At 42.7% G+C, this 25,592-nt stretch carries 19 protein-coding genes and 1 riboswitch; all 19 genes read right to left on the reverse strand.

All coding sequences use genetic code 11. From position 1 onward, the window contains the following. Positions 1–22: 22 nt before the first annotated feature. A complete protein-coding gene (locus ACESPO_RS12135; RefSeq protein WP_008976341.1) occupies positions 23–1,402 on the reverse strand; it encodes an aminopeptidase in 1,380 nt (459 codons plus the stop codon). Between the two features lie 98 nt (positions 1,403–1,500). Then, positions 1,501–2,889: a glycine--tRNA ligase gene (locus ACESPO_RS12140; protein ID WP_008976342.1), complete on the reverse strand. Its 1,389-nt coding sequence runs from the start codon at positions 2,887–2,889 to the stop codon at positions 1,501–1,503. A gap of 152 nt (positions 2,890–3,041) precedes the next feature. Beyond that, the gene (recO, locus tag ACESPO_RS12145; protein ID WP_320852923.1) at positions 3,042–3,788 is read right to left on the reverse strand and encodes a DNA repair protein RecO; all 747 of its coding nucleotides are present in this window, start codon (positions 3,786–3,788) and stop codon (positions 3,042–3,044) included. Then, entirely contained in the window at positions 3,724–3,933 is a 210-nt protein-coding gene (locus ACESPO_RS12150) for a hypothetical protein (RefSeq protein ID WP_008976344.1), read from the reverse strand. The genes recO and ACESPO_RS12150 overlap by 65 nt, the downstream gene beginning before the upstream one ends. A 90-nt stretch (positions 3,934–4,023) precedes the next feature. Then, positions 4,024–4,920, reverse strand: coding sequence for a GTPase Era (gene era / locus ACESPO_RS12155; RefSeq protein WP_008976345.1), 897 nt, complete (start codon positions 4,918–4,920; stop codon positions 4,024–4,026). Between the two features lie 12 nt (positions 4,921–4,932). Continuing rightward, entirely contained in the window at positions 4,933–7,857 is a 2,925-nt protein-coding gene (locus ACESPO_RS12160) for an insulinase family protein (protein ID WP_117576363.1), read from the reverse strand. A 192-nt stretch (positions 7,858–8,049) separates the two neighbouring features. Further along, positions 8,050–9,663 (reverse strand): Na+/H+ antiporter NhaC family protein, encoded by a 1,614-nt coding sequence (locus tag ACESPO_RS12165; RefSeq protein ID WP_499788893.1) that lies wholly within the window; start codon positions 9,661–9,663, stop codon positions 8,050–8,052. A gap of 131 nt (positions 9,664–9,794) precedes the next feature. Next, positions 9,795–9,968: riboswitch (Lysine riboswitch) on the reverse strand. A gap of 188 nt (positions 9,969–10,156) precedes the next feature. Beyond that, positions 10,157–13,699, reverse strand: coding sequence for a pyruvate:ferredoxin (flavodoxin) oxidoreductase (nifJ, locus tag ACESPO_RS12170; protein WP_008976349.1), 3,543 nt, complete (start codon positions 13,697–13,699; stop codon positions 10,157–10,159). A gap of 188 nt (positions 13,700–13,887) precedes the next feature. Further along, a complete protein-coding gene (gene lgt, locus ACESPO_RS12175; protein WP_320852204.1) occupies positions 13,888–14,799 on the reverse strand; it encodes a prolipoprotein diacylglyceryl transferase in 912 nt (303 codons plus the stop codon). Positions 14,800–14,823: 24 nt separating this feature from the next. Further along, positions 14,824–15,921 (reverse strand): redox-regulated ATPase YchF, encoded by a 1,098-nt coding sequence (gene ychF / locus ACESPO_RS12180; protein WP_016439301.1) that lies wholly within the window; start codon positions 15,919–15,921, stop codon positions 14,824–14,826. Between the two features lie 216 nt (positions 15,922–16,137). Next, a complete protein-coding gene (locus ACESPO_RS12185; RefSeq protein ID WP_499788895.1) occupies positions 16,138–16,806 on the reverse strand; it encodes a thiamine diphosphokinase in 669 nt (222 codons plus the stop codon). Beyond that, on the reverse strand, positions 16,799–17,461 hold the full coding sequence (gene rpe, locus ACESPO_RS12190; RefSeq protein WP_117576373.1) for a ribulose-phosphate 3-epimerase: 663 nt from the start codon (positions 17,459–17,461) through the stop codon (positions 16,799–16,801). The genes ACESPO_RS12185 and rpe overlap by 8 nt, the downstream gene beginning before the upstream one ends. A gap of 1 nt (position 17,462) precedes the next feature. Beyond that, positions 17,463–18,341 (reverse strand): ribosome small subunit-dependent GTPase A, encoded by an 879-nt coding sequence (rsgA, locus tag ACESPO_RS12195; protein ID WP_016439303.1) that lies wholly within the window; start codon positions 18,339–18,341, stop codon positions 17,463–17,465. A gap of 77 nt (positions 18,342–18,418) precedes the next feature. Then, entirely contained in the window at positions 18,419–20,590 is a 2,172-nt protein-coding gene (gene pknB, locus ACESPO_RS12200) for a Stk1 family PASTA domain-containing Ser/Thr kinase (RefSeq protein WP_499788897.1), read from the reverse strand. Further along, entirely contained in the window at positions 20,584–21,327 is a 744-nt protein-coding gene (locus ACESPO_RS12205; protein ID WP_009262850.1) for a Stp1/IreP family PP2C-type Ser/Thr phosphatase, read from the reverse strand. The genes pknB and ACESPO_RS12205 overlap by 7 nt, the downstream gene beginning before the upstream one ends. Beyond that, a complete protein-coding gene (gene rlmN, locus ACESPO_RS12210; RefSeq protein ID WP_008976357.1) occupies positions 21,311–22,387 on the reverse strand; it encodes a dual-specificity RNA methyltransferase RlmN in 1,077 nt (358 codons plus the stop codon). Before rlmN ends, ACESPO_RS12205 begins: the two co-directional genes overlap by 17 nt. 9 nt (positions 22,388–22,396) lie before the next feature. Continuing rightward, on the reverse strand, positions 22,397–23,755 hold the full coding sequence (gene rsmB, locus ACESPO_RS12215; protein ID WP_499788899.1) for a 16S rRNA (cytosine(967)-C(5))-methyltransferase RsmB: 1,359 nt from the start codon (positions 23,753–23,755) through the stop codon (positions 22,397–22,399). Further along, positions 23,736–24,461 (reverse strand): zinc metallopeptidase, encoded by a 726-nt coding sequence (locus ACESPO_RS12220; RefSeq protein WP_009262853.1) that lies wholly within the window; start codon positions 24,459–24,461, stop codon positions 23,736–23,738. Before ACESPO_RS12220 ends, rsmB begins: the two co-directional genes overlap by 20 nt. A gap of 157 nt (positions 24,462–24,618) precedes the next feature. Further along, positions 24,619–25,584 (reverse strand): methionyl-tRNA formyltransferase, encoded by a 966-nt coding sequence (gene fmt, locus ACESPO_RS12225; protein WP_009262854.1) that lies wholly within the window; start codon positions 25,582–25,584, stop codon positions 24,619–24,621. Positions 25,585–25,592 lie beyond the last annotated feature (8 nt).

Raw genomic sequence — 25,592 nt, forward strand, 5'->3', positions numbered from 1 at the left:
TCTCTGCCTTTGCTTCCTGATCTTATGCATCTTTTAAGAATGCTTTGTATCCTTTTACAGCTTCGTATACGTCTACCTTACTTGTAATCTCCCATGGAGCGTGCATGCAAAGTACAGCCACACCACTATCGATCACGTTCATGACATGTCTTGCAAGAACGTATGCGATTGTTCCGCCGCCTCCGACGTCTACTGCACCGAGTTCTGCTGTCTGGAATGCAACGTTGTTGTCATCCATGATCTTGCGAAGTTCTGCAACATATTCTGCGTTGGCATCGTTAGATCCACCTTTTCCGCCGCTTCCTGTATATTTATTAAACACAAGACCGTGTGCAAAGAATGCAGAATTTTTCTTCTCGAAGCTTGCTGCATATAACGGATCAAATGCAGCACTTACATCTGAAGAAAGCATCTTAGAATTTGCCATTGCACGGCGGAACTTCACTTCTGAGTATCCTTCCACAACATCCATCAGTTCTACGACTGCATTCTCAAAGAATTTAGATGTCATACCAGTTGCTCCGACACTTCCGATTTCTTCTTTGTCCACAAGGATACAGCATGCTGTTCTCTTCACATCTTTTGTCTCTAACATTGCGAGTAAAGATGTAAATGCACAAACTCTGTCATCCTGTCCGTATGCCATAATCATACTTCTGTCAATTCCACATTCTCTTGCCTTTCCAGCCGGAACGATCTCAAGCTCTGCTGAGAGGAAATCTTCTTCTTCGATGTTATAGTTCTCTTTTAATAACTTTAATACGCCTGCTTTGACAGCGTCTTTTTCTTCTCCTTCTAATGGCTTGTTGGCAATCAAAAGATCTAATTTTTCACCTTCGATCACAGTTCTTGCCGGTTTATCCAGCTGTTCTCTTGATAAATGTACAAGAAGATCTGTAATCACAAGTACCGGATCATCTTCTTTTTCACCGATTACGATCTCAACTTTTGTTCCATCTTTTCTCACTACGACTCCGTGAAGTGCAAGTGGTGTTGCTACCCACTGGTATTTTTTGATTCCGCCATAGTAATGTGTATCTAAATAAGCAAACTCATTGTCTTCACATAATGGGTTCTGTTTTACATCAATACGTGGAGAGTCGATATGTGCTCCTAAAATATTCATACCTTTTTCTAAAGGCTCTTCTCCGAGCTGGAACAATACGATAGATTTTCCCATGCACTGGCTGTAAACTTTTGAGCCCTTCTGTAATTTTACTCCACTTGCAATCGCAGATTCAAGACTCTGATATCCAGCTTCTTCTGCAAGGCGGATACACTCTGTCACACATTCTCTCTCTGTCTTTCCTGCATCAAGGTATTCTCTGTATGCAGCATTCACTTTTTCAAGCACTTCTAATTCAGCTGCATCATAGTTATTCCACTGATTTTCTCTTTTCATTTTGTCGTCGCTCCTTTTTGTTTTCTCTATATGCAATGTATGGTAAAATTTACTTTTCACCATACATCTCATAGCATTCTGAGTATCGCGTACTCCTATTAAAATTCAAATTTCTTTTCAAAATATGCTTTCAGATCTTCGATCTTGATTCGCTCCTGTTCCATCGTATCACGATCTCTGACTGTAACCGCTCCGTCTTCTTCAGACTCAAAGTCGTATGTAACACAGAACGGAGTTCCGATCTCATCCTGACGGCGATAGCGCTTTCCGATATTTCCACGGTCATCAAACTCACAATTGTAAGTCTTTGACAGCTCTGCAAATACTTTCTCTGCGCCTTCATTTAATTTCTTAGAAAGCGGAAGCACACCAATCTTGATCGGTGCAAGCGCCGGATGGAAATGCATCACTGTACGGGTATCTCCACCTTCCAACTCTTCTTCATCATATGCGCTGCAAAGGAATGCAAGAACCATACGATCTGCTCCCAGTGACGGCTCGATGACATACGGAATATATTTTTCTTTCTTCTCATCATCAAAGTAAGTCAGATCCTGTTTGGAGACTTCCTGATGCTGTGACAAGTCATAGTCCGTTCTGTCTGCGATTCCCCAGAGTTCTCCCCATCCAAATGGGAATAAGAATTCTACGTCGGATGTCGCCTTACTATAGAAGCATAACTCTTCCGGCGAATGGTCTCTGACTCTGATCTCCTCCTCTTTCAATCCAAGAGAGCTCAACCAGTCAAGACAGAATTTCTTCCAATATGCAAACCACTCTAAATCTGTACCCGGCTCACAGAAAAATTCTAATTCCATCTGTTCAAATTCTCTTGTACGGAATGTGAAGTTCCCTGGTGTGATCTCATTTCGGAAAGATTTCCCAACTTGTGCAATTCCAAACGGAATTTTCTTTCTGGATGTACGCTGTACATTTTTAAAGTTTACAAAGATTCCCTGCGCAGTCTCCGGTCTTAAATATACTGTGTTTTTCGCATCCTCTGTCACTCCCTGGAAGGTCTTGAACATCAGGTTAAACTGTCTGATATCTGTAAAATTATGTTTTCCGCAGGACGGACATGGTACGTTATGTTCTTCAATCCATGCTGCCATCTCTTCCTGTGACCATGCATCTACACTGTCTTTTAATTCAATCCCATGCTCCTGAGCGAAATCTTCGATCAGCTTATCTGCACGGAATCTTTCTTTACATTCTTTACAATCCATAAGCGGATCACTGAATCCCCCGAGATGTCCGGATGCCACCCATGTCTGAGGGTTCATCAGAATCGCACAGTCTACACCAACATTATATTTTGATTCCTGAACAAATTTTTTCCACCAGGCTCTTTTTACATTGTTCTTAAGTTCTACACCGAGATTTCCATAATCCCATGTATTCGCAAGCCCACCGTAGATCTCAGATCCCGGATATACAAAACCTCTTGATTTTGCCAAGGCCACGATTTTGTCCATTGTCTTCTCCATAACTATCTACCTCACTCTCTTCTCTTCATCCATGACAGTTTCCACCCACAGATAAATAAGATATTAATGTCTGTTATTATACCCTTTCCCGTTTGTTTTTTCAAGCAATCTGGGATAGTTTTTCCTAATGGCAGTATGGAATAGCATTCCTTTTATCGAATACAGACTTCCAGTACTTCCAGTGATTTAAAATTCTTGTCAATATGATGCCGGATATACTGCCTCATCAGCTGTTTCAGTTCTTTCTGCACCTGAGCACTTACCGTAAAGGTATAAAGCTTCTCGATACTGCTGCTGATAATATACTGCATCGCATAAACTGTGGATGGATGCAGTCTTTTCCCATCCTTGACCTCGTGGCAGCACTCGCTGCACAGCATCCCCTGCCCAGACTCACTGAACACTTCCAGTTCCTCCGTCGAGCCACAGACCACACATGCAAACACTTCCGGCGCCTCCCCATTGATACTGATCGACTTCAGTTCAAATATGTAACGGATCAATTCATAAGGTATGGTCTTTCTTACAAGCGCACGCAGCGACTGGTACAGAAGTTTCAGCATTTCCCGCTCATCATTATTCTCTTTTGTATAATAGTCCGCAAATTCCATGAAATAAAACCCATAGTAGGCTCCCTCCATATCTGTGCGCAGCTCTGAAAAATAATTAGAGATATCTGCCTGCACCAGATTGTAGGAGCTTTTCCCTTCATACAACGTCATCTCCCCGAAAGCAAACGGCGTTGTCACACCTACAAGGGAGCTGTTTGGACGTCTCGCTCCCCTTGCAAATGCAGAAATCTTGCCTCGTTCTTTTGTCAGAATCACAACTCTCTTATCGTAGTCCCCCACCGGGGCCGCCGATAAAATCATTCCTGTCACTGTCACTGCCTGATTCACTTGTCTGTTCTCCTGCCCATCCTAAACTTTTTTCTCTGTCTTTATACAATTCCATTGTCTGCTGACAAATCTCCATCCCTTTGTAACAGAGATAATCTTCTACTTTTCCTGTCTCCACAAAATGGTCCCAATATGCATTCTTCATCCAATCATCCCTTCGTATTTCTTTACTTCTAGGATGTCCATTCTGAATGAAACTATACAACTGGTCTTGTACCTCATGTTGTATTCTTATTTAATCTTCCTTTGTATATCCAAAGTTCCTGATCAGGAAATCACTGTCTCTCCAGTCTTTTTTGACTTTCACCCAAAGCTGCAGGTTCACTTTGCACTCCAGCATCTGCTCAATCTCATAGCGCGCCGTGCTTCCGATTTTCTTTAACATCGCCCCCTGCTTTCCGATGATGATCCCTTTGTGCGAATCTCGCTCACAGATGATCGTCGCATCGATATCTACAATCTTCTTACGCATCTTCATCCTGTCGATTGCCACTGCAATCCCATGCGGAATCTCTTCGTTCAGACTATGAAGCGCTTTCTCACGGATAATTTCCGCTACAATCTGGCGCTGTGGCTGATCTGTGATCGTATCCTCATCATAGAACTGAGGTCCGTATGGAAGGTGCTGCATGATCACACGGATCAATTCATCTGTATTTTCTCCGCTTCGCGCCGAAACCGGAACAATCGCCGCGAAGTCATAGATATTCTTGTAGGCATCAATAAATGTAAACACTTCTTCTTTCTTAACTTTATCTGTCTTATTGATTACAAGGATCACAGGTGTCTTTACCTTTTTCAGCTGTTCTGCAATATGCCGTTCTCCCGCTCCGATAAATGTCGACGGCTCTACGAGCCAGAGCACCACATCTACTTCGTTCAATGTGCGCTCTGCCACATTTACCATATATTCTCCAAGCTTATTTTTCGCCTTGTGGATTCCCGGGGTGTCTACGAAAACAATCTGTCCTTCCTCTGTTGTCAGAACTGTCTGAATCCGGTTCCTCGTCGTCTGTGGCTTGTTCGATGTGATCGCTATCTTCTGTCCGATCAGATAATTCATCAGTGTTGATTTTCCCACATTCGGTCTTCCGATCAATGTGACAAAACCTGATCTGTAATCTGCTCTCATTCGTTCTCCTTCCTATGCAAGATTTTTAATCTCCATAAATAATTCTTTCTGTGCTTCAATCTTCTCTTCACTTCCGACTACGCACAAATCTCCTGCCTTCAACACTGCCTCCACAATATCGGCAAGTGCACGGATGTCTGATACTTTTGCATCTAATACTTCTTTTCTCTCCTGCTCGATCATCTCTTTTGACACATGATTCATATAGAGGTTCATAGATCGTTCTCCCTTTGTAGCAGGTGTCATCGGCACATCCATATTGCTGATCGTTCCGATGATGTATTTTTTCATATCTCTGTCATCGACGTCAAAGTTTCTGAGGTATTCTGTAATTCCCTCGTATACTTCATTGGTCTTTTCCAGATTCGGATCCCGATAAGAAACAAAATATCCATCTCCAATCCGGTTAAAGTTACTCATACATCCGTATGCGCCGCCTTTTACACGGATATTCTGCCAGAGATAATCATAGCTTAAAATTACTTTCAAAATCTGCAGCGCTCCGGTGTAATCAAGACCTTCCTCCATAAAATTTCCGGTACGGGCTACATACTGCACTTTTGATGCTGTCTGAAACCCTTCGTTCTTCTTCTCACAGTGAAGAATGCACGGAGTGTGGTCTGCTGTTCCCTGATAAATTCCGTTCTTCAGCTCTCTGATCAATTTCTCCAATTCTTCCAATCCTTCTTTTCTGGATGTACAACTGATGATCATGTTATCTGCGCGGAAGATTTGTTCGGATAATTTCTTCAAATTCATGATCAGTGCTGCCTTCTCTTCCTCAAAATGATCTGCAATCTTGCACACTTTTTCGTAGAATGCGATTCCATTTGTCAAATCTTTAAATTGTGACATCGGCGAGCGGTAGGACATCGCACGCAACACTGCGGTCATATGTCCGGAAGATTGGAATTTCATCTGAAGTCTTGATTTCAACAATGCCAAAATTTCTTCCAAACGCTTCTCATCTTCGAATTTTGACTCCATCAAAAGTTCACGGATCATCTGGAATGCAACTGGAAGTTTATCATAGAGTGCTTTTGTCTTCACCTCAAAAGCAGCCTTAAATTCCTTCTCAGAAACTTTCGTCACATTCGGATACACTTCAAGGCTTGTCCCGATTCCCCCAGTGCTCATATTGATCTCATTGAACAATTCTCCATAGGCATAGTTGTTCGTGTCGATCATTCCAATTACAGACTGTAAAATTCCCACGTATGGGAGCTGTTCTTCCGGCACATCTGACAGATCAAACATCAATGACAGATAGCTGATTCCGTTTGTCTCTACATCATGATGTACGACAAGTGTATCTGCCAGATGCAGTTCCTCATTATAAATCGGTGCAATTTCCTTTGAAATATCCTCAATCTCCAGCACCGGAATTGCTTCCAGTTCTTCTTTCGTCGATGGCTCTTCCTGATATGCGATCAGCTCTTTCGTATCTGCCACAATCTTCTCCACTTCTGCTTCCGAAAGACTCTTCTTATATTCCTGAAGACGTTCTGCCAATTCTTTGTCTAACCGTGCGGTGCGCCCTTTCTCCGGCTTAATCACGACAATTGCTCCGTGCGGATTGTCCAAAATGTACTTCTGAATCAATTCTTCAAAATACCCTGAACCGATCTGTTCTTTTAAGAATGCAAATGTTTTCAGCTCTTCCACATGGATAAATGGTTTTTCATCGTCATAAAGCCAGCTGTCAAACATCTGCAGTCCATACATCAATCCTTTCGGGAAATTTCCAAAATCGGCTTCCCGGTAGCGGAACTCATGATAATTGATTCCTGCTTCCAGCGCTTTCTGATCCATTCCATTTTTCACGATTTCTTTCAACGTATCTTCTACGACCTGAATAAACGCTTCCTTCTGTTCCAGATTGGCATTCTTTGCAATGATCGAGAAAATCGGCTGATAAATCCCATTGTCGTAAGATCCCATAATATCTTTTCCGATGCCCGCATCCACAAGTGCCTTCTTCAACGGCGCACCTGGTGCAGACAGAAGTGCATAGTCAAGAATCTGAAATGCGAGATACAACTTCTCATCCAGACTTGTCCCGATCACCTTGTTGTAGGATAGATATGTGTTATCTTCCTCTGACTCACTGCTTGTGATCGAATATGCCATCTCTACTTCCTTCATCTGCTCAAACGGCTTTTGGAAACGAATCTCTGAGTCGATTGCAAGATAATCAAACTTACTTAAGTATTCCTGATCCAGCCAGTTTAATTTTTCCTCCATGTCCATATCCCCATACAGATAGATATAACTGTTGGACGGATGATAATACTTCTTGTGGAAGTTTAAAAATTGTTCGTACGTCAGTTCCGGGATTACATCCGGATCCCCTCCGGACTCATTGCGGTAAGAAGTATCCGGGAACAGCGTGTTTAAGATGACACGATCCAAAACACCTTCCGGTGAGGAGAATGCTCCTTTCATCTCATTGTATACTACTCCGTTATACTCCAGATCACTTTCCTTTTCATCCAGCTTATAACTCCAGCCTTCCTGCCGGAAAATCTCATCTCGCTCATAGATATTTGGATAAAAAACCGCATCCATATAAACATGCATCAGATTCTGGAAATCCTTGTCATTGCAGCTTGCGATCGGATACAATGTCTTGTCCGGATATGTCATCGCATTCAAAAATGTATTCAAAGAGCCCTTCACCAGCTCCACAAACGGATCTTTTGCCGGAAATTTCTTCGATCCACAGAGAACAGAATGCTCCAAAATATGCGGAAGTCCTGTGCTGTCTTCCGGCGGTGTACGAAAACCAATTGTAAATACCTTATTCTCATCATCGTTCTCTAAAAGGAGCACCCTCGCTCCCGTCTTTTTATGTCTGAATAAATAGCCGACAGACTGTAAATCTGATACGTCCTGTTTCCGTACAAGTTCGTATGCAGATAATTGTGTATGCTTCATACTATCACTCTCCACTCTGTATTTTCCTATCATAGCAGCGGCTCAAACAGACCGCTCCGATTTATACATTATATCATTATTTTCTATATTAAGAAAGTAAAAAGAATCTGATCTCTTTGATTTCATAAACAATGTGTTCTTTCAAACACAAATAGGAGACCGTATTTTTACGATCTCCCGTTTGTTTTCTTTTTATTCTTGATTTTCTGTTTTCTTCTTGATCACCATCAATGTAACGATCATCAATCCGATTCCAACCGGGAGTGCTATCCATGCACTCTGTACAAATCCGGCAATGATATACGTCACAAAAGAGACCAGTGCCGCCGTAATGACATACGGAAGCTGTGTCGATACATGGGTAACATGATCACACTGCGCACCGGCAGATGCCATGATCGTCGTATCTGAAATCGGAGAACAGTGATCCCCGCATACCGCTCCTGCCATACATGCAGAGATGGAAATGATCATCAAAGTCTCGTTTGTCTCTGCAAAAATCGCAACGACAATCGGAATCAAAATTCCAAAAGTTCCCCAGGAAGTTCCCGTGGCAAATGCCAAAAAGCATCCGATCAGGAAAATGATCGCCGGAAGGAAGTTCATCAATCCTTCCGCAAACTGATTCACACCCATTGCAACAAACGCTGCCGCTCCGAGACTGTCTGTCATCGCTTTCAAGGTCCATGCAAATGTCAGGATCATAATTGCCGGAACCATCGCCTTAAATCCTTCCGGAATGCATTCCATACACTCTTTAAAAGTCAAAACCTTCCGGACACAGTACAGCCCAATCGTAAGAACGAGGCCAAAGAAGCTTCCGAGGACAAGTCCCACCGACGCGTCACTGTTCGAGAACGCTGTTACAAAATCAACCCCGTCAAAAAATCCTCCGGTATAGATCATCCCAATTACACAGCAAACGATCAGGGATGCAATCGGAATCAGAAGATCTGTCACTTTCCCATTTTCATTGACAGGAATTTCCTCCCCACTCTCGTAAGGTCTGTTCGCAGTTGTAAAGATATCTCCTTTTACTGCATTTTTCTCATGTGTCCGCATTGTCCCAAAATCAAATTTCATCACAACAATCGCAATCATCATCAGAATCGTCAATAGTGCATAAAAATTGTACGGAATTGCCCTCATAAAGATGGAAAAACCATCTTCTCCCTCTACAAATCCCGTCACCGCTGCTGCCCAGGAAGAAATCGGAGCAATAATACAGATCGGAGCTGCAGTTGCATCAATCAGATAAGATAACTTTGCTCTCGACACCTGATGTCTGTCTGTCACAGGCTGCATCACGCTTCCGACTGTAAGACAATTAAAATAATCATCGATAAATATCAACATTCCCAGCGCAATCGTTGCAAGTTGTGCACCGACACGAGTTTTTATTCTCTTTCCAGCCCACTTTCCAAATGCCGCAGATCCTCCTGCCCGGTTCATCAGGCTGACCATCGCTCCCAGTATGATCAGGAATACAAGAATTCCTACATTATAACTGTTCGACAGCACACTGATGATTCCTCCCTTGAAAATGTGGACAATTGTTCCCTCAAATGAAAAGTCTGAATAAAACATCGCCCCCACAAGAATTCCTACAAACAGTGAACTATAAACTTCTTTCGTGATCAAAGCCAATGCAATGGCCACCACCGGGGGAATCAATGCCCAAAATGTTGCATACATCTTCGGCTGTACCGCCTCCCCATCCGCTGCAAATACCGTCATTGACAGCAATAGTGTAAACATAAACACAAACGCCGCCACACTCCATATTTTTTTCTTTGAAATGTGCATAAAAGTTCTCCTTTCTCTCTAATCCTTTAAAATAATTTCAAATTTGTTTTTAGAAAAAGAAAACCATGAACGACAACTTGCTAAAGCGCGTTCATGGCAAAAACCTTCTAACTCATCTCTGTTTTATTTCAGCCAACGATAGCACTCCACATGTCTGTGACAGTCCACTGCATATTCTGCAGTGACCCAGATCCTGCTCCCCGGACGAAAGAACAGTTCTTCGGCAATTCATCCTTTCCGGTACATCGGTTGTCCACCGTGTTCTCATGTACCGTACTGATAATCCTTGCACCTCTATCTCTTGTCATTCAATTCTTTTTTCAAACAGAATTTAGTATACCACAATTTTCCTAAAATAGGAATTGCTACTTTTACTATTTTTTCTTCTGTCCTTTTTCTTTTTTTGTATACTTTCTGCAAAAAGGGATACTCCATTTCTGAAGTATCCCTTTTCCATGACTTTATTCTCTTTCGAAAAACATTATTGTCTGTTCTATTCAGCGTCGCTTCCATAGAGAGTTACAAGTTTGTTCAAGTATGCATATCTCTCTTTTGCTGCTTCTTCTGATTTCGCAAATAATTCTTCTGCTCTTTCTGGGTTCATTCTTGCCAATGCATTGTAACGAACTTCTCCATTTAAGAATTCTCTGTAATCTTCTGTTGGAGCCTTGCTGTCGAGAGTGAATTTATTTCCTTCTGCAGCTGGGTTGAAGCGGAAGTTGTGCCAGTATCCTGATTTTACTGCTAACTCTTCTTCTGTCTGAGCTTTGTTCATACCCTTCTTAATACCATGGTTGATACATGGAGCGTAAGCAATAATTAAAGATGGTCCTGGATAAGCTTCTGCTTCTGCAATCGCTTTTACAGTCTGATTGAAATCAGCTCCCATAGCAATCTGTGCTACATATACATATCCGTAGCTCATTGCAATGCTTGCCATATCTTTCTTCTTCACTTCTTTACCGCCTGCTGCGAACTGAGCAATCGCACCTGTCGGTGTAGATTTTGAAGATTGTCCACCTGTATTAGAGTAAACTTCTGTATCGAATACCATAATGTTGATATCCTGTCCGGAAGCTAATACATGGTCAACTCCACCGAATCCGATATCGTAAGCCCATCCGTCTCCACCGAAGATCCACTGTGATTTCTTAGCTAAGAAGTCTTTGTTCTGTAAGATTTCTTTTCTCAATTCACATCCACAGTCACAAGCTTCTAATGCTGCAACAAGGTTATCTGTTGCTGTTCCGTTTGTAGCTCCACAGTTAAATGTCTCTAACCATTCTTTTCCTGCTGCAACAACTGCTTCATTGTCTCCGCTCTCTACTAACTTCTCAACTTTTGCTTTTAAGCCGTTTCTTAAAGCTTTCTGAGCTAATAACATACCGTAACCGAACTCTGCATTATCCTCAAATAAAGAGTTAGACCATGCAGGACCCTGTCCTTTTTCGTTTACTGTGTATGGTGTAGACGGTGAAGAGTTACCCCAGATTGAAGAACATCCAGTTGCATTCGCGATGTACATTCTGTCACCGAATAACTGTGTGATTAATTTTGCATAAGGAGTCTCTCCACAACCTGCACAAGCTCCTGAGAACTCAAGTAATGGCTGTTTGAACTGGCTTCCTTTTACTGTTGTTTCTTTAAATTTAGCAACTACTTCTGGTTTTACCGGAATCTCTCTTCCGAAATCGAAGTATTCCTGTTTTCCAGCATTTGCTTCCATGTTTTCCATTACAAGAGCTTTCTCACCCTTCTTACCTGGACATACATTTGCACAAGAGCCACATCCTGTACAGTCATAAGCAGATACTGTCATTGTAAATTTCATTCCCGGCATACCGATCATATCGATTGTCTCGATTCCTTCCGGAGCTTTTGAAAGTTCCTCTTCTGTAAGAGCAACCGGACGGATAACTGCATGTGGACATACATATGCACAACGGTTACACTGGATACAGTTTTCTGGTTTCCATACCGGAATATCTACTGCAATACCACGTTTCTCGTATGCAGAAGAACCTGATGGTGTAGAACCATCTACGTATTCTGTGAATGCAGATACCGGAAGTGTATTTCCTTCCTGAGCATTTACTTTTGCCTGGATATTCTTAACGAAGTCAACAACTTCTTTTCTTCCACCTTTTACTTCTGGTGTAAATAAGCCTTCGTCCTCTGCGTTCTTCCAGCTTTCTGGAACCTGAACTTCTACAACCTGTTTTGCACCTGCATCGATCGCATCGTAGTTCATCTGTACTATCTTGTCACCTTTCTTACCGTAAGATGCTTTTGCAGCTGCTTTCATTAATTCGATTGCATGTTCTTCCGGAATGATATTAGCAAGTTTGAAGAATGCTGACTGGAGAACTGTGTTGATACGTCCGCCAAGTCCGATTTCTTTACCAATCTTGATACCATCGATCACATAGAACTTAATGTTGTGATTTGCGATAAATGCTTTCACCTGTCCTGGAAGATGTTTCTCAAGTCCTTCCATATCCCATGGACAGTTCAGTAAGAATGTACCACCGTCAACTAATTCCTGTACCATGTTGTACTTATTCACATAAGATGGATTGTGACATGCTACAAAGTTAGCCTGTTTGATCAGGTATGTAGATTTGATCGGGCTCTTACCAAAACGTAAGTGAGACATTGTCACACCGCCTGATTTCTTAGAGTCGTAATCAAAATATGCCTGTGCGTACATATCTGTGTTGTCACCGATGATCTTGATAGAGTTTTTGTTTGCTCCAACAGTACCATCTGCTCCAAGTCCCCAGAACTTACAGTTGATTGTTCCTTCTGGTGTTGTGACTAACGGAGCACCTACTTCTAATGATAAGTTTGTAACGTCATCCACGATACCGATTGTGAATTTCTGTTTTTCTGTGTTGTCATATACAGCAACGATCTGAGCAGGTGTTGTATCTTTGGAACCTAATCCATAACGTCCTGTAAATACAGGTACTGCATCAAATTTTGTTCCTTTTAAAGATGCAACTACGTCTAAGTATAATGGTTCTCCAAGCGCTCCCGGCTCTTTTGTTCTATCTAATACTGTGATCTGTTTTACAGATTCTGGAATTGCATTGATCAGAGCTTCTGCAGAGAATGGTCTGTAAAGACGAACTTTTACAACACCAACTTTTCTTCCTGCTGCTAATAAGTAATCAACTGTCTCATCGATTGTATCACATACAGATCCCATAGCGATGATTACATGTTCTGCATCTTCTGCTCCATGGTAGTTGAATAATTTGTAGTTTGTACCAATCTTCTCATTGACTTTGTCCATGTATTCCTGAACGATTGCCGGCATAGCATCGTAGAATGGGTTACATGCCTCTCTTGCCTGGAAGAAGATATCCGGGTTCTGAGCAGAACCTCTCTGGCATGGGTGATTTGGGTTCAGTGCATGTGCTCTGAATTCAGCAATTGCATCCATGTCTGCCATATCTTTTAAGTCTTCATAATCCCATGTCTCAATCTTCTGAATCTCGTGAGATGTTCTAAATCCATCGAAGAAGTTGATAAACGGAATCTTTCCTTTGATTGCTGCAAGGTGAGCAACCGGTGTCAAGTCCATAACTTCCTGTACACTTGATTCACAAAGCATCGCACATCCTGTCTGACGACATGCATAAACGTCTGAGTGATCACCAAAGATTGATAATGCATGGCTTGCTAAAGCACGGGCAGAAACATTGAATACACCCGGTAACTGCTCACCAGCGATTTTGTATAAGTTAGGAATCATAAGTAATAATCCCTGAGATGCTGTGTATGTAGTTGTCAAAGCACCTGCTGCGAGGGAACCGTGTACTGTACCTGCTGCACCTGCCTCTGATTGCATTTCTGTTACCTGAACTGTCTGTCCAAAAATATTCGTTCTACCTTGAGTAGCCCATTCATCTGTAGCTTCCGCCATAACTGATGAAGGTGTGATAGGATAAATAGCTGCAACATCTGTAAATGCATAAGAAGCATGAGCTGCTGCGTGATTACCATCCATGGTCTTCATTTTTCTTGCCATTGGTTTTTTCCTCCTTCAAATTCTAGGTTTTTTCCTATTTATTCATATTATATTCCTCTTGTATACAAAAGTCCAGTAGGAATTTGTTCCTTTTAAAATACAAGAGAATTTTCCCAAAAAACTCCCCACCTTCCACAGCTTTTCTTTGCCGTTTCCGGTGAGGAGTTTTTCTCTCACAATCTATTCTGTTAATGTCTCTCTGTCTCACACTCTCTGCGGAGCTGTCTTCTTTTTTCCATCTGTTTCTTTCGCTCGACTTCTTTTCTAAAATGTATGATCAGCACAATGCTTACTGCCGCTGAAACAACTGCAAAAATCAGTGAAACCGGAAGATTTCCAAAAGGAAGATGGAGTTTGTCCACACGGAGTGCCTCAATCCATGTACGCCCGATTCCATATAATGCTATGTAGATTAAAAACAGTTCCCCTTCAAACATTTTTTTCTTATAATAGAGAAGCACAAGTACAAGAATCAGAAGGTTCCATACCATCTCATACAAAAATGCAGGATGTACCTGAATATAAGAAATCCCTTCCAGTTCTACGATATGTTCCCGCATCTTTTCTGTAATATCGGCGGTCCGCACAGCATCGACCGGAAGCTGCATTGCAAAAAGTCCATCTGTATATCCGCCAAAAGATTCTCTGTTAAAGAAATTACCGAATCGCCCGATAATCTGTCCTGCAATCAGACCAACAGTTGCCGTATCTAACAGACGCATCGGTTTTTCCCGCTTCCGTTTCGCATAGAAAACTGTAAAAAGTACCGCTGCCATCAAGGCACCATAAAATGCAAGTCCTCCCTGCCTCAAATTGAAAATACGAAAGAAATGTCCTTGATACCTGTCCCACGAAAACAGAACATAATAGAGTCTTGCCCCGACAACACCCCAAAGCACCGTCCCAATCACAAGATCTAAATAATGCTCAATATTTTGTCTGCTCTTTACTGCAAAATAAATCGTAATAAAAATCCCCGCGACAAGCGCCAGACCTATCAGTATTCCATAGTATGTAATATGAAACCCCAAAATGGATATGGACCGACCCACATGTTCCAGTTCGATTCCCAAATGCGGAAAATTGATATTCATATTCATACTACCTCTCCCTTCTCTGGCTTTCTACACGTTGAAACGGAATAAAATAATGTCACCGTCCTGAACAACATATTCTTTTCCTTCCAGACGGACAAGCCCTTTCTCTTTCGCGTTCGTATAAGTACCACATGCCATCAGATCATCATAGCTTACGATCTCCGCACGGATGAATCCACGTTCAAAATCTGAATGAATCTTTCCTGCTGCTTGTGGAGCTTTAGTTCCTTTTGTGATCGTCCATGCTTTGACTTCCTGTTCTCCAGCTGTCAGGTAACTTAAAAGTCCAAGGAGGCTATAGCTTGCACGAATTAATTTTTCCAAACCTGATTCGCTCAGTCCAAGATCTTCTAAAAACATTTTCTTCTCATCGTCATCCAACTCTGCGATTTCCTGCTCGATCTGTGCACATACAACAAACACTTCACAGTGCTCTTTCTCTGCATATGCTCTGACCTCTGCCACACCGGAATTGTCTGCACCGTCATTTGCAAGATCATCTTCTGTCACATTTGCCGCAAAAATTACTGGTTTATAAGTCAACAGATTATAACTTTCCAGCCATTCCTGCTCTTCCTCATCTTCAGTCGTAAAGCTGCGTGCCATATTTCCTTCTTCGAGATATCCTTTCAGCCGCTCTAACAATACAAGTTCTTTTGCCGCTGACTTGTCATTTCTCGCAACTTTTGTCGTCTTTGCGATACGTCTCTCTAAAATCTCAATGTCTGAGAAAATCAACTCTAGATTGATCGTCTCAATATCTCGAAGCGGAGCAATACTTCCATCTACATGTACAATATTCTCGTCTTCAAAACATCTCACAACATGAACGATTGCATCTACCTCACGGATATTTGCAAGAAACTGATTTCCAAGACCTTCTCCTTTGGAAGCTCCCTTCACCAAACCTGCAATGTCTACAAATTCAATCGTTGCCGGAACAATCTTCTTTGTATGGTACATCTCCCCAAGCACTTCCAGACGCTCATCCGGCACTGCAACAACGCCGACATTCGGATCGATCGTGCAGAATGGGTAGTTTGCTGACTCTGCCCCTGCCTTTGTCAATGAGTTAAATAATGTACTTTTCCCTACGTTCGGCAATCCAACGATACCTAATTTCATTTCTGTCCTTCCCTATTCAGAAATCTTCGTCTGATAAAGATTTCTGCCTTTCTCTATTTTCTTTCACAGAGTTGCATCTCTTTTCTGCTGTCAGATGCAGTTCTGTGAACATGCATTCTTACATCTTAGTCTATCATATCTGTGCAGGTTTGCCAATAGACACCCTGCGTTCCTTTTTCTTTTTTTCTTCTTTTTGTGACTTTTTACTTTTTTCACTTATTGATACATTTCTTCTCTTGTTTCCATTAAAATGACCATCCCTTCACCAAAAGCAATGACCGCTTCCTCCCCGTCAATCTGATTACTCACACAAAGGCTGTCGTAAGGAACAAGAGTGTGATCTGTCAATGGGTATTTTGCTCCACGAATATAGAGATGTCGGACTTCTCCTCCGAGTGGAAATAAAGAGAAATATTCCCCATAGGTCTCTGATTTTTTCAACCGTACTTCTCGTTCCACGACCTGGATCCGATTGTGTCCGTCAATGATCTCTGCCGGAATTCCTGACCGTGCAGGAATTGAAAGAACCTGAATGTTCGCCATCACATGATCCAGCCTCGTTCCGGTTCCTCCGAGAATCGTGATATTTCCGTATCCACTCTCCACTGCATATCGCACGGCAATCTCTGTATCTGACGCATCCTTGACCGGATTAAACTCCCGGATAGGAATCTCTGTCCACTCCTTGTACCAGACGATAATCTCAGGTGCAATACTGTCAAAATCTCCTACAATATAATCCGGCTTGATTTTGTGCTTATAAAAAAATTCCAGTCCCCGGTCAACCGCGATCAGAAATGCAGACGATTGTTTTTTTAAAATGTCCAGTGCAAGATTTTCTTCCACTGTGCCGCCGCTGATGATCACAACATGTTGTCTATTCATAACCTCTTAAGATCTCCATCATATTTTTTGTGTTTTCTGCAGCATCTCCACGGAAAATAGCAGAACCTGCCACAATCACATTTGCCCCTGCTTCCAGCACTTCTCTTACATTCGTTGTATAGATTCCACCATCCACTTCAATATCTGCGGTTGAGTTGACACGATCAAGCAGTGCTCTCGTCTCTCGAATCTTCTCCAGAGAAGATGGGATGAAAGACTGACCTCCAAATCCAGGATGTACACTCATGATCAATACCATATCTACCAATTCCACATATGGCTCCAGTTCTGCCACCGGTGTGTCCGGGCAGATTGAGATTGCCGCTTTCGCCCCACATGCTTTGATTTTCTCCAGTGTCGCTTTCACATCACTGCACGCCTCCAGGTGAACGGTGATAATATCTGCCCCTGCTTTCTGAAATTCTTCTACATAGCGAATTGGCTCTTCAATCATCAAATGCACATCAAAAATCTGATCCACTGCGTTTCTGATGGATGCCAGTACCGGCATTCCAAAAGAAATACTTGGCACAAACTTTCCGTCCATCACATCAAAATGAATGTACTGTGCTCCTTCCCGCTCTGTCTCTTTCATCTGTTCCCCTAATTTTGTAAAATCTGCCGCCAATATAGACGGAGCCAAAATCATTTCCATGTTAGTATCTCCTCTTCTCCTGTAATTCCTTATACATCTCTAAATAATTCTGATACCGCACTTTGTGGATCTCTCCAGCTTCCACCGCTTCCTTGACCGCACACTTCGGCTCATGAATATGGTCACATCCCTGGAATTTGCACATTCCTTCATAATATGTAAATTCCGGAAAATAATATTTCAATTCTTCTTTTTCAAATTCATTCACATACAGCGAACTAAATCCCGGAGTATCCATAATATAGGAATCCTCATCAATCGGAATCAGTTCCGAATGTCTTGTTGTATGCTTTCCGCGGGCAATCTTCTTGCTGATTTCCCCTGTCTCCATCTTCGCCTCCGGCTGAAGAATATTGATCAAGGAAGACTTGCCCACTCCGGAAGGTCCTGCTACCGTTGTTGTCTTTCCTTTTAAAACCTCTTTTACAAGCGCAATATTTTCCTCTTTTTTTGCACTCGTAAAAAGGATCTGATAGCCACACCTTCTGTAAATTTCCTGCAATTCCTGAATCTCTTTTTCTGTTGCAATATCCTGCTTATTGAAACATAACACCGCCGGAATCCCTTTTGTCTCCATCATGATCAAAAATCTGTCTAACAGATTGAAGTGTGGCTTTGGATCCGTCACTGCAAAGACAACAAGTGCTTGATCGATATTTGCTACTGCCGGACGGATCAATTCGTTTTTCCTTGGAAAAATCTGAATAATATTTCCCGTCTTCTCTTCCTCACTCAGGCAGTCGATCTCTACATTATCTCCGACGAGTGGTTTTCTCTTCTCTTTTCTGAAACTTCCTTTTGCCTTACATTCATAAATACCGAATCCTACTACATGAACGTAGTAGAATCCGGCAATTCCTTTTACAATCTTTCCCTGCATGAATTTTCCCTTATCCATTTATTTGTCTGGCTTCCGGGCACAAATACACAGTACTGTACCGCTTTTGTTCCTTCAAACTAATGCCCGGAATTTCCTTCCTGACCAGTGGTATTTCCATCCGTGCTGCCGCTATTGTTATCTCCGCTGCCATTATGATCTGTGTTTCCATTGTTATTTCCATCGGTAGGCGGCTGTTCTGCCGGACCGTCACTGATCCAGATTTCAACCGTTGCTCCTTTTTCCAGTTCATCCCCGGTATTCGCACTGGCATAAAATACAGATCCTTTTTGATTTTCATTTGGCTCATGATAGATGACCGGTGTCAATCCGGCTGCCTGAAGTTGTGCCTTTGCATCCGCCTCTGAAAGACCGATCACTGCCGGCATTTTTGCTTTTTCTTTTCCTTTGCTGACTGTATAACCGACACTTCCTCCGACTTCAATCTTATTTCCACCTGCAATATCCTGGGAGATCACAGTCCCTGGCGGTTCATCGCTGTACTCTTCCTTCCTGTCCCCGGCATATAATCCAACTGCTTCTAAAGCTGCAATCGCATCAACTTCTGTCTTTCCTGTAATTTCCGGTACGGCCACTTTCTCAATTGGCTCTTCGCCTTTACTTACCTGCATGCCTACTTCTGTACCTTTTGCCACCTTGGTTCCCGGCTCGTAAGTTGTGGAAATAACCTCTCCCTCGGTATACATCGAACTATACTCATAGGTGACAGAAACTTTCAGTCCCAGCTTTTCCAGTTCTTTCTGTGCTTTATCCTGGTTCAGTCCCTTCACATCCGGCATGGTCACTTCTTCTTTTTTCTTCCCACTGCTTACAACAATCTTGACTCTTGTATTTTTCGCTATTTTTGTACCTGCTTTTGTTCCCTGTTCCATGACATAGCCTTTTTCATATTTATCAGACTCTCCGCCATCCACAAGTTCATATCCAAGATTTACTTTGTTCAGAGCCTCAATCGCATCTGCCTGTGTCTTACCGACAACATTTGGCACTTTTACTTTATCTTTTGAATCTTCTGTGACAAATCCCAGACCAGATCCAAAGATTCCTGCCGCCTTTCCTGCCATCATGATCACGAAAAATGCAATCAGAACTGCAACGACAATCATCAGAATCTTGATCAGCTTGTTCATCCGCGGATTGACATCTCCATTTCTTTTCCGAGATGTTCCTCTTCCATAGTCATCCTCGTCATAATCATCGTCCTGATCATACTCATCATCGTAGTCATCGTCATAGTCATCATCATAGTCATTGTCATAATCATCATACTGCTCTTCATCATAATCATCATCGTCATAATCGTCATATCGTCTTGCAGATATATTATTCATCTGAAGTTTCTGAAGTTCTCCTTCTGATAACATGACCGTATCGGAACCCGGTACTCTTCTGATCCGCACAAAGTCTCCTTCCGGATCCACGAGCGAACGTTTTAAATCAAGTACCAGTGATGCCACATCTGGATAACGGAATTCGGGCCGTTTCTGTGTACATTTCAAGATAATCTGCTCCAAACTATACGGCAGCTCTGGCACATACTCCGCCGGAGATACGATCTCTTCCTGAAGATGCTTTACCGCAACTGCAACTGCAGTATCCCCGTCAAATGGAAGTCGACCCGTCACCATCTCATACATTGTAATACCAAGTGAATAAATGTCACTTCTTGCATCGCTTGCAGCTCCTCTTGCCTGTTCCGGCGATGTATAGTGCACCGATCCAAGTACGGTAGAACTCATAGTGTTTGAGTTCGCTGCTTTTGCAATACCAAAGTCAGTCACTTTCACTTTGCCTTCTTTGGAAATGATCACATTCTGCGGCTTAATATCTCTGTGGATAATATTCTTATTATGCGCCGCCTGAATTCCATTTGCCATCTGAATTGTAATGCTGATTGCCTCTTTTGCGGAAAGTCGTCCCTTTTTCTGGATGTACTGTTTCAGTGTAATTCCTTCCACAAGTTCCATGACCATATAATTGGCACCTTGATCTTCCCCAACATCGTACACATTTACTACATTTGGATGCATAAGACCGCCTGCCGCCTGCGCTTCACTTGTAAATTTCTGAATAAATGAATCATCCTCATGAAATTCTTTCTTTAACACTTTTATCGCAATAAAGCGATTCAATTTATGGTCTTTTCCTTTATAAACATCTGCCATTCCCCCGGCGCCGATCTTGCCGAGGATCTCATACCTGCCATTTAACATGGTTCCTTCATTTAACATATACTCACCTCATCTGCCAATGGCTCAATCACAACAACCCCTATATTATCTTTTCCGCCATTTTCATTTGCTGTTTCGATCAGATCCTCTGTAATCTCCACAACATCCCTTCCACTCTTTACAATCTGGAATATTTCTTCATCTTCTATCATATTGCTGAGTCCATCCGAGCACATCAAAATGATGTCCCCTTTTTTCAGACTGTGTTCGAAAAAATCTGGTTCCACTCCCTCTTTTGCTCCGATTGCACGCGTAATAATATTCTTATCCGGATGATTCCTTGCCTCCTCCGGCTTGATTCCCCCAAGGCGCACCATCTCTTCTACAAGGGAGTGATCTTTAGTCAACTGTGTGATTGTATGATTGATCAGATAAAGTCGACTGTCCCCCACATTTGCGAAATAAATCATGTTATGTACAATCGTGGCAACAACAAGCGTCGTCCCCATTCCTTCTAACTTGCTGTCCCTTTCTGCCATCTCAATGATCTTCTCGTTTGCTTTATATATTGCCTGTCGGATAATGTCCTTGATATTGGTCTCCGTGCTCTCCTCTATTTCACGTTCCAATATCTCAACGGTACACTTGGATGCACGATCTCCGGCATTATGTCCCCCCATACCATCAGCCACTGCAAATAAATTTGGAAGTTTTCCTACCGGTTTCGTTCTGGCATAGACATAATCCTGGTTCGTCTCCCTTTTTCTCCCCACGTCTGTCTTAGAAAATGTTTTCATGATGTTCTCCTTTACTTCCATTTGTTTCAACATAACGCTTTCTTAGTTGTCCACAGGCTCCATCAATGTCAGAACCCATTTCTCTTCTTATAGTAACATTTATTCCGCTTTTTTCAAGTTTATTTTTAAATTTCTCAGCCGCCTCCCTTGTCGGTCGCTCAAAATCACGTTCTTTGATCGGGTTGACCGGAATCAGATTGATATGGCAGTTTTTATGAGAAAGAAGTGCACTTAATTCTTTTGCATCTTCCTCGGTATCATTCACTCCATGAACAAGACTATACTCGAAAGTCATTCTTCTTCCTGTCTTCGCAAAATATATATCACACGCTTCCAGCACTTCAGAAAGTTCATACTTATTCGCCACAGGCATCAGTTTCTTTCTTTTTTCCTGCGTGGATCCATGAAGGGATAATGCCAATGTAATCTGCAAATGCTCTTCTGCCAGCTCCAGCATCTTTGGCACAATTCCACAAGTAGAAACCGTCACATTTCTCTGACTGATATGAAGTCCGTGCTCATCAGTCAGCATCTGAATAAACTTTAATAAATTTTCATAATTATCCAACGGTTCCCCAGTTCCCATCACTACAACATTTGCAACACGCTCACCGGAAATTCTCTGAATCTGATAGATCTGTCCAAGCATTTCTGACGGCGTGAGATTTCGCTCAAGTCCTCCGATCGTCGAGGCACAAAACCGACATCCCATCCTGCAGCCAACCTGGGAGGAGATACAAACAGAATTGCCATGCTTATATTTCATGAGCACGCTCTCTACCACATGTCCATCACTTAATCGGAACAAAAACTTATTTGTCCCATCCATTGCAGACACCTGTCTGTCAAGCATCTCCACCTCCCGGATCTCATACTGGCGTGCAAGCTTTTCTCTGAGTGGTTTGGATAGGTTTGTCATCTCATCGAAAGACCGCACAAGCTTTACATGCAGCCATTCATAAACCTGTTTTGCGCGAAATGCTTTCTCTCCAATCGATGTCATCTCTTCCTTCAACTCTTCAAACCGGAAAGATCCGATATCCTTTTTCTCCTGTTTCATAACTACCTCTTACTTTCTCTTCCTTCTGAACTTTGCAATAAAAAATCCGTCACTGTCATGGACTCCTGGAAGAAGCTGAAGACATCCTTCTTTGACATCCTTTTGAAGTTCTCCACAGAGAAATGGTGTAATATCCTCTGCTTCAAATTCTGGACTATTGTCAAGAAACCATCTCACATTTTCCAGATTCTCTGCCGGATTGATCGTACATGTACTATATACGAGCGCTCCGCCCTCCTTCACATAATTTTTCACTACTCCAAGAATCTCCCTCTGGAGCTTTGCAAGACTTTCTGTCCCTTCCTTTGTCATCTTATATTTCAGATCTGTCTTTTTTGCCAGAACCCCTAATCCAGAACATGGAAGATCTGCGATTACAATATCCGCTATCCGCTCAGAATCTTTATCAAAAACGGTAGCGTCCTTCTGCTCTGCCCTTATATTTTGGAATCCAGTCCGGCAGATGTTTTCCTCGATGAGTCCTACTTTATATTCTGTAAGATCTCTCGCTGCTACCATCCCACTGCCATCAAGCAAATCTGCAATGTGCATAGACTTCCCTCCCGGAGCCGCACAGACATCTATCACCTGATCGCCTCTCTGTGGAGCTGCAATCTCTGCAACAAGCATAGAACTGATATCCTGCACCTGAAATGCTCCGTCCCGGAAACTCTCCAGCCCGCCAAGATGATCATATCCGCTAATTTTCTTTGCATAGGAAAGATATGGATGTGCTTCCACCTTCACACCTTCTTTCCGGAGTCTCTCTGTCAGCTCCTTTTCGGACTGTTTCCGAAGATTGCAGCGGATCACTGTCGGATGTTCCTCCAGAAATCCTTTCAGCATCTTCTCAACAGTCTCCGCACCATACTCGGAAAGCCACAGTTTTACCATCCATTCCGGTATAGAATAATGAATGGAAAGCCATGATACAGGATTTTTTTCTTTCTCCGGATAACGGATCTGATCCATATTTCTTGCACTTGTGCGCAACACCCCATTGACAAATCCCTTTAGGCTACGAAACCCTTTTTTCTCCGCCAGCTTGACTGCCTCATTGCAGACAGCAGAATCAGGAACGCCGTCCATATATTTTAATTGATAGACTGCGCTCCTAAGAATCGTCCGGATGACCGGCTTCATTTTATTTACTTTCACATTTGAGAACTGATTGATAATATAATCGATCTCAATCATTCTCTCCAGCGTTCCTTCCACAACTCTCGTGATAAAGGCACGCTCTTTTTTATCTAAATACTGGTATTTCTCCAGCACATTTCGAATGGCGATATGGCTGTACACTCCATCCCTTGTAATTTCAAGAAGAACACCGAGTATCAATTCCCTATCATCTGTCATTTTCGCCATTTCCTCTTCCTCCTGTGATCAATATGATACGGATCAGCTGTAAGATTGCTGACGCAGCACTCGCGACATACGTCAAAGCTGCTGCACCAAGTACTCTCTTTGTACCGCTGATCTCATCCGGATAGAGCATTCCGCTCTCTCCTAAAATCCGAATTGCCCTGCCAGATGCATTAAACTCCACCGGCAGTGTAACAATCTGAAACAATACGGATAATGAAAATGCCAAAATTCCGATCTGGATCAGAAGACTAGAAGAATTTCCGGAAATAAAAAGTCCAAGAACGATCAACGGCCATGCGATAGTCGATCCAAAGTTTGCCACTGGAACAAGTGCACTTCGGATGTTAAGAGGTGCATATCCGACCGCGTGCTGGATAGCATGTCCGCACTCGTGCGCTGCCACACCAACTGCAGCAACCGATGCTGAACTATACGTACTGTCCGACAGCCGTAACACTTTATTCCTCGGATCATAGTGATCCGTCAGATGCCCGCTTACCCGTTCAATTCGTACATCAAAAATTCCTGCTCCCCTTAAAATCCTTTCTGCCGCATCTCTCCCGGTCATCCCGGAATGATTTCTCACCCGCTCATATTTGGCGTAAGTTGTCCGCACCCTTGCAGATGCAAGCATGCAGAGCAATACTCCTACAATCACAAGCAGGTATGTTGGATCAAAATACATTGGATAATATGCTCTATACATTTTCTCGCTCCTATCTGATAAAGACTTCTTCGTGTAAACTGCTGCTTTTTACAGCTGTCAGAATCATTATATACGAATTTCCCTTAGAAATACTTTATTTTATAGTTTTTTAAGAGAATCTTTATCGATTTCTCAAGTTCCTCTCTCCAAGATCTTCCTATCCTAAGATTTCTCCCGCTTTGATCTGATATCCTCTTAAAAATGCTCCTGCATCCATTCTCTTTTTCCCCGGAATCTGTAATTCCAAAACAGTCAGAAGTCCTTCTCCTGTCTGCACGGAAAACCTGTCTTTTGCGACTGCTGTGATGGTACCAGGTTCTGGATGTTTTGCTTCCTCTGACGCCATTTTCTCTTTTTCGCCGCTTTCATCCGCCTCAGTATCTGCAAGCCAGATTTTCATAACTTTCTGGTTCCAGTATGTATAGGCGCTTGGCCACGGATTCAACCCTCGAATCAGACGTTCAATCTTCTCTGCCGGCTGCTTCCAGTCAATCTCTCCCATCTGTTTTGTCAGCATCTTTGCGTAATCTGTCGTCGTTTCCCCTTGCTTTTCAGCCGGAGCTGTTCCTTCTTCCAGCCTTTTCAGTGTTTCTACGCACAACGCCGCCCCCGCTTCTGCAAGTTTGTCATGCAGGCTTCCACCTGTCTCTTTTTCATCCAAAATGACTTCTTTTTTCAAGATCATATCACCAGTATCAAGTCCCTCATCCATCTGCATCGTTGTCACACCTGACACCTTCTCTCCGTCAATGACTGCCCACTGGATTGGCGCTGCCCCACGGTATTTTGGAAGCAGTGATGCATGTACGTTAATACACCCATAAGGTGTCAACTCCAGGATGCTCTTTGGAAGGATCTGTCCGAATGCAATGACAACAATGACATCTGCCTCATACGATTTCAACACTTCCACACACGCTTTCTCACGGACTTTCACCGGCTGATACACTGGGATCTGATGGCGGATAGCCGCCTCTTTTACCGGAGTAAACTGCATCTCTTTTCCTCGTCCTTTTGGCTTATCTGGCTGCGTGACCGCAAGCACGACTTCATGACCTGCTTCTACAAGTGTCTCCAATGTCCCCACCGAGAATTCCGGTGTTCCCATAAAAATGACTCTCATCACATTTC

The organism is Coprococcus sp. HPP0074 (assembly GCF_964238105.1).
Classification (GTDB): Bacteria; Bacillota; Clostridia; order Lachnospirales; family Lachnospiraceae; genus Faecalimonas; species Faecalimonas umbilicata.

Excerpts from the sequence above, each read along its gene's own strand:
- rsmB (WP_499788899.1), bottom strand. The coding sequence starts at position 23,755 with ATGGCGAAAATGACAGATGATAGGGAATTGATACTCGGTGTTCTTCTT.
- rpe (WP_117576373.1), bottom strand. The coding sequence starts at position 17,461 with ATGGAAATGATTTTGGCTCCGTCTATATTGGCGGCAGATTTTACAAAA.
- ACESPO_RS12205 (WP_009262850.1), bottom strand. The coding sequence starts at position 21,327 with ATGAAAACATTTTCTAAGACAGACGTGGGGAGAAAAAGGGAGACGAAC.
- rsgA (WP_016439303.1), bottom strand. The coding sequence starts at position 18,341 with ATGCAGGGAAAGATTGTAAAAGGAATTGCCGGATTCTACTACGTTCAT.
- fmt (WP_009262854.1), bottom strand. The coding sequence starts at position 25,584 with ATGAGAGTCATTTTTATGGGAACACCGGAATTCTCGGTGGGGACATTG.
- ACESPO_RS12165 (WP_499788893.1), bottom strand. The coding sequence starts at position 9,663 with ATGCACATTTCAAAGAAAAAAATATGGAGTGTGGCGGCGTTTGTGTTT.
- ACESPO_RS12135 (WP_008976341.1), bottom strand. The coding sequence starts at position 1,402 with ATGAAAAGAGAAAATCAGTGGAATAACTATGATGCAGCTGAATTAGAA.
- ACESPO_RS12160 (WP_117576363.1), bottom strand. The coding sequence starts at position 7,857 with ATGAAGCATACACAATTATCTGCATACGAACTTGTACGGAAACAGGAC.
- era (WP_008976345.1), bottom strand. The coding sequence starts at position 4,920 with ATGAGAGCAGATTACAGATCAGGTTTTGTCACATTGATCGGAAGACCG.
- ACESPO_RS12150 (WP_008976344.1), bottom strand. The coding sequence starts at position 3,933 with ATGAAGAATGCATATTGGGACCATTTTGTGGAGACAGGAAAAGTAGAA.
- ACESPO_RS12140 (WP_008976342.1), bottom strand. The coding sequence starts at position 2,889 with ATGGAGAAGACAATGGACAAAATCGTGGCCTTGGCAAAATCAAGAGGT.
- ACESPO_RS12220 (WP_009262853.1), bottom strand. The coding sequence starts at position 24,461 with ATGTATAGAGCATATTATCCAATGTATTTTGATCCAACATACCTGCTT.
- ychF (WP_016439301.1), bottom strand. The coding sequence starts at position 15,921 with ATGAAATTAGGTATCGTTGGATTGCCGAACGTAGGGAAAAGTACATTA.
- rlmN (WP_008976357.1), bottom strand. The coding sequence starts at position 22,387 with ATGAAACAGGAGAAAAAGGATATCGGATCTTTCCGGTTTGAAGAGTTG.
- ACESPO_RS12185 (WP_499788895.1), bottom strand. The coding sequence starts at position 16,806 with ATGAATAGACAACATGTTGTGATCATCAGCGGCGGCACAGTGGAAGAA.
- lgt (WP_320852204.1), bottom strand. The coding sequence starts at position 14,799 with ATGAATATGAATATCAATTTTCCGCATTTGGGAATCGAACTGGAACAT.
- pknB (WP_499788897.1), bottom strand. The coding sequence starts at position 20,590 with ATGTTAAATGAAGGAACCATGTTAAATGGCAGGTATGAGATCCTCGGC.
- nifJ (WP_008976349.1), bottom strand. The coding sequence starts at position 13,699 with ATGGCAAGAAAAATGAAGACCATGGATGGTAATCACGCAGCAGCTCAT.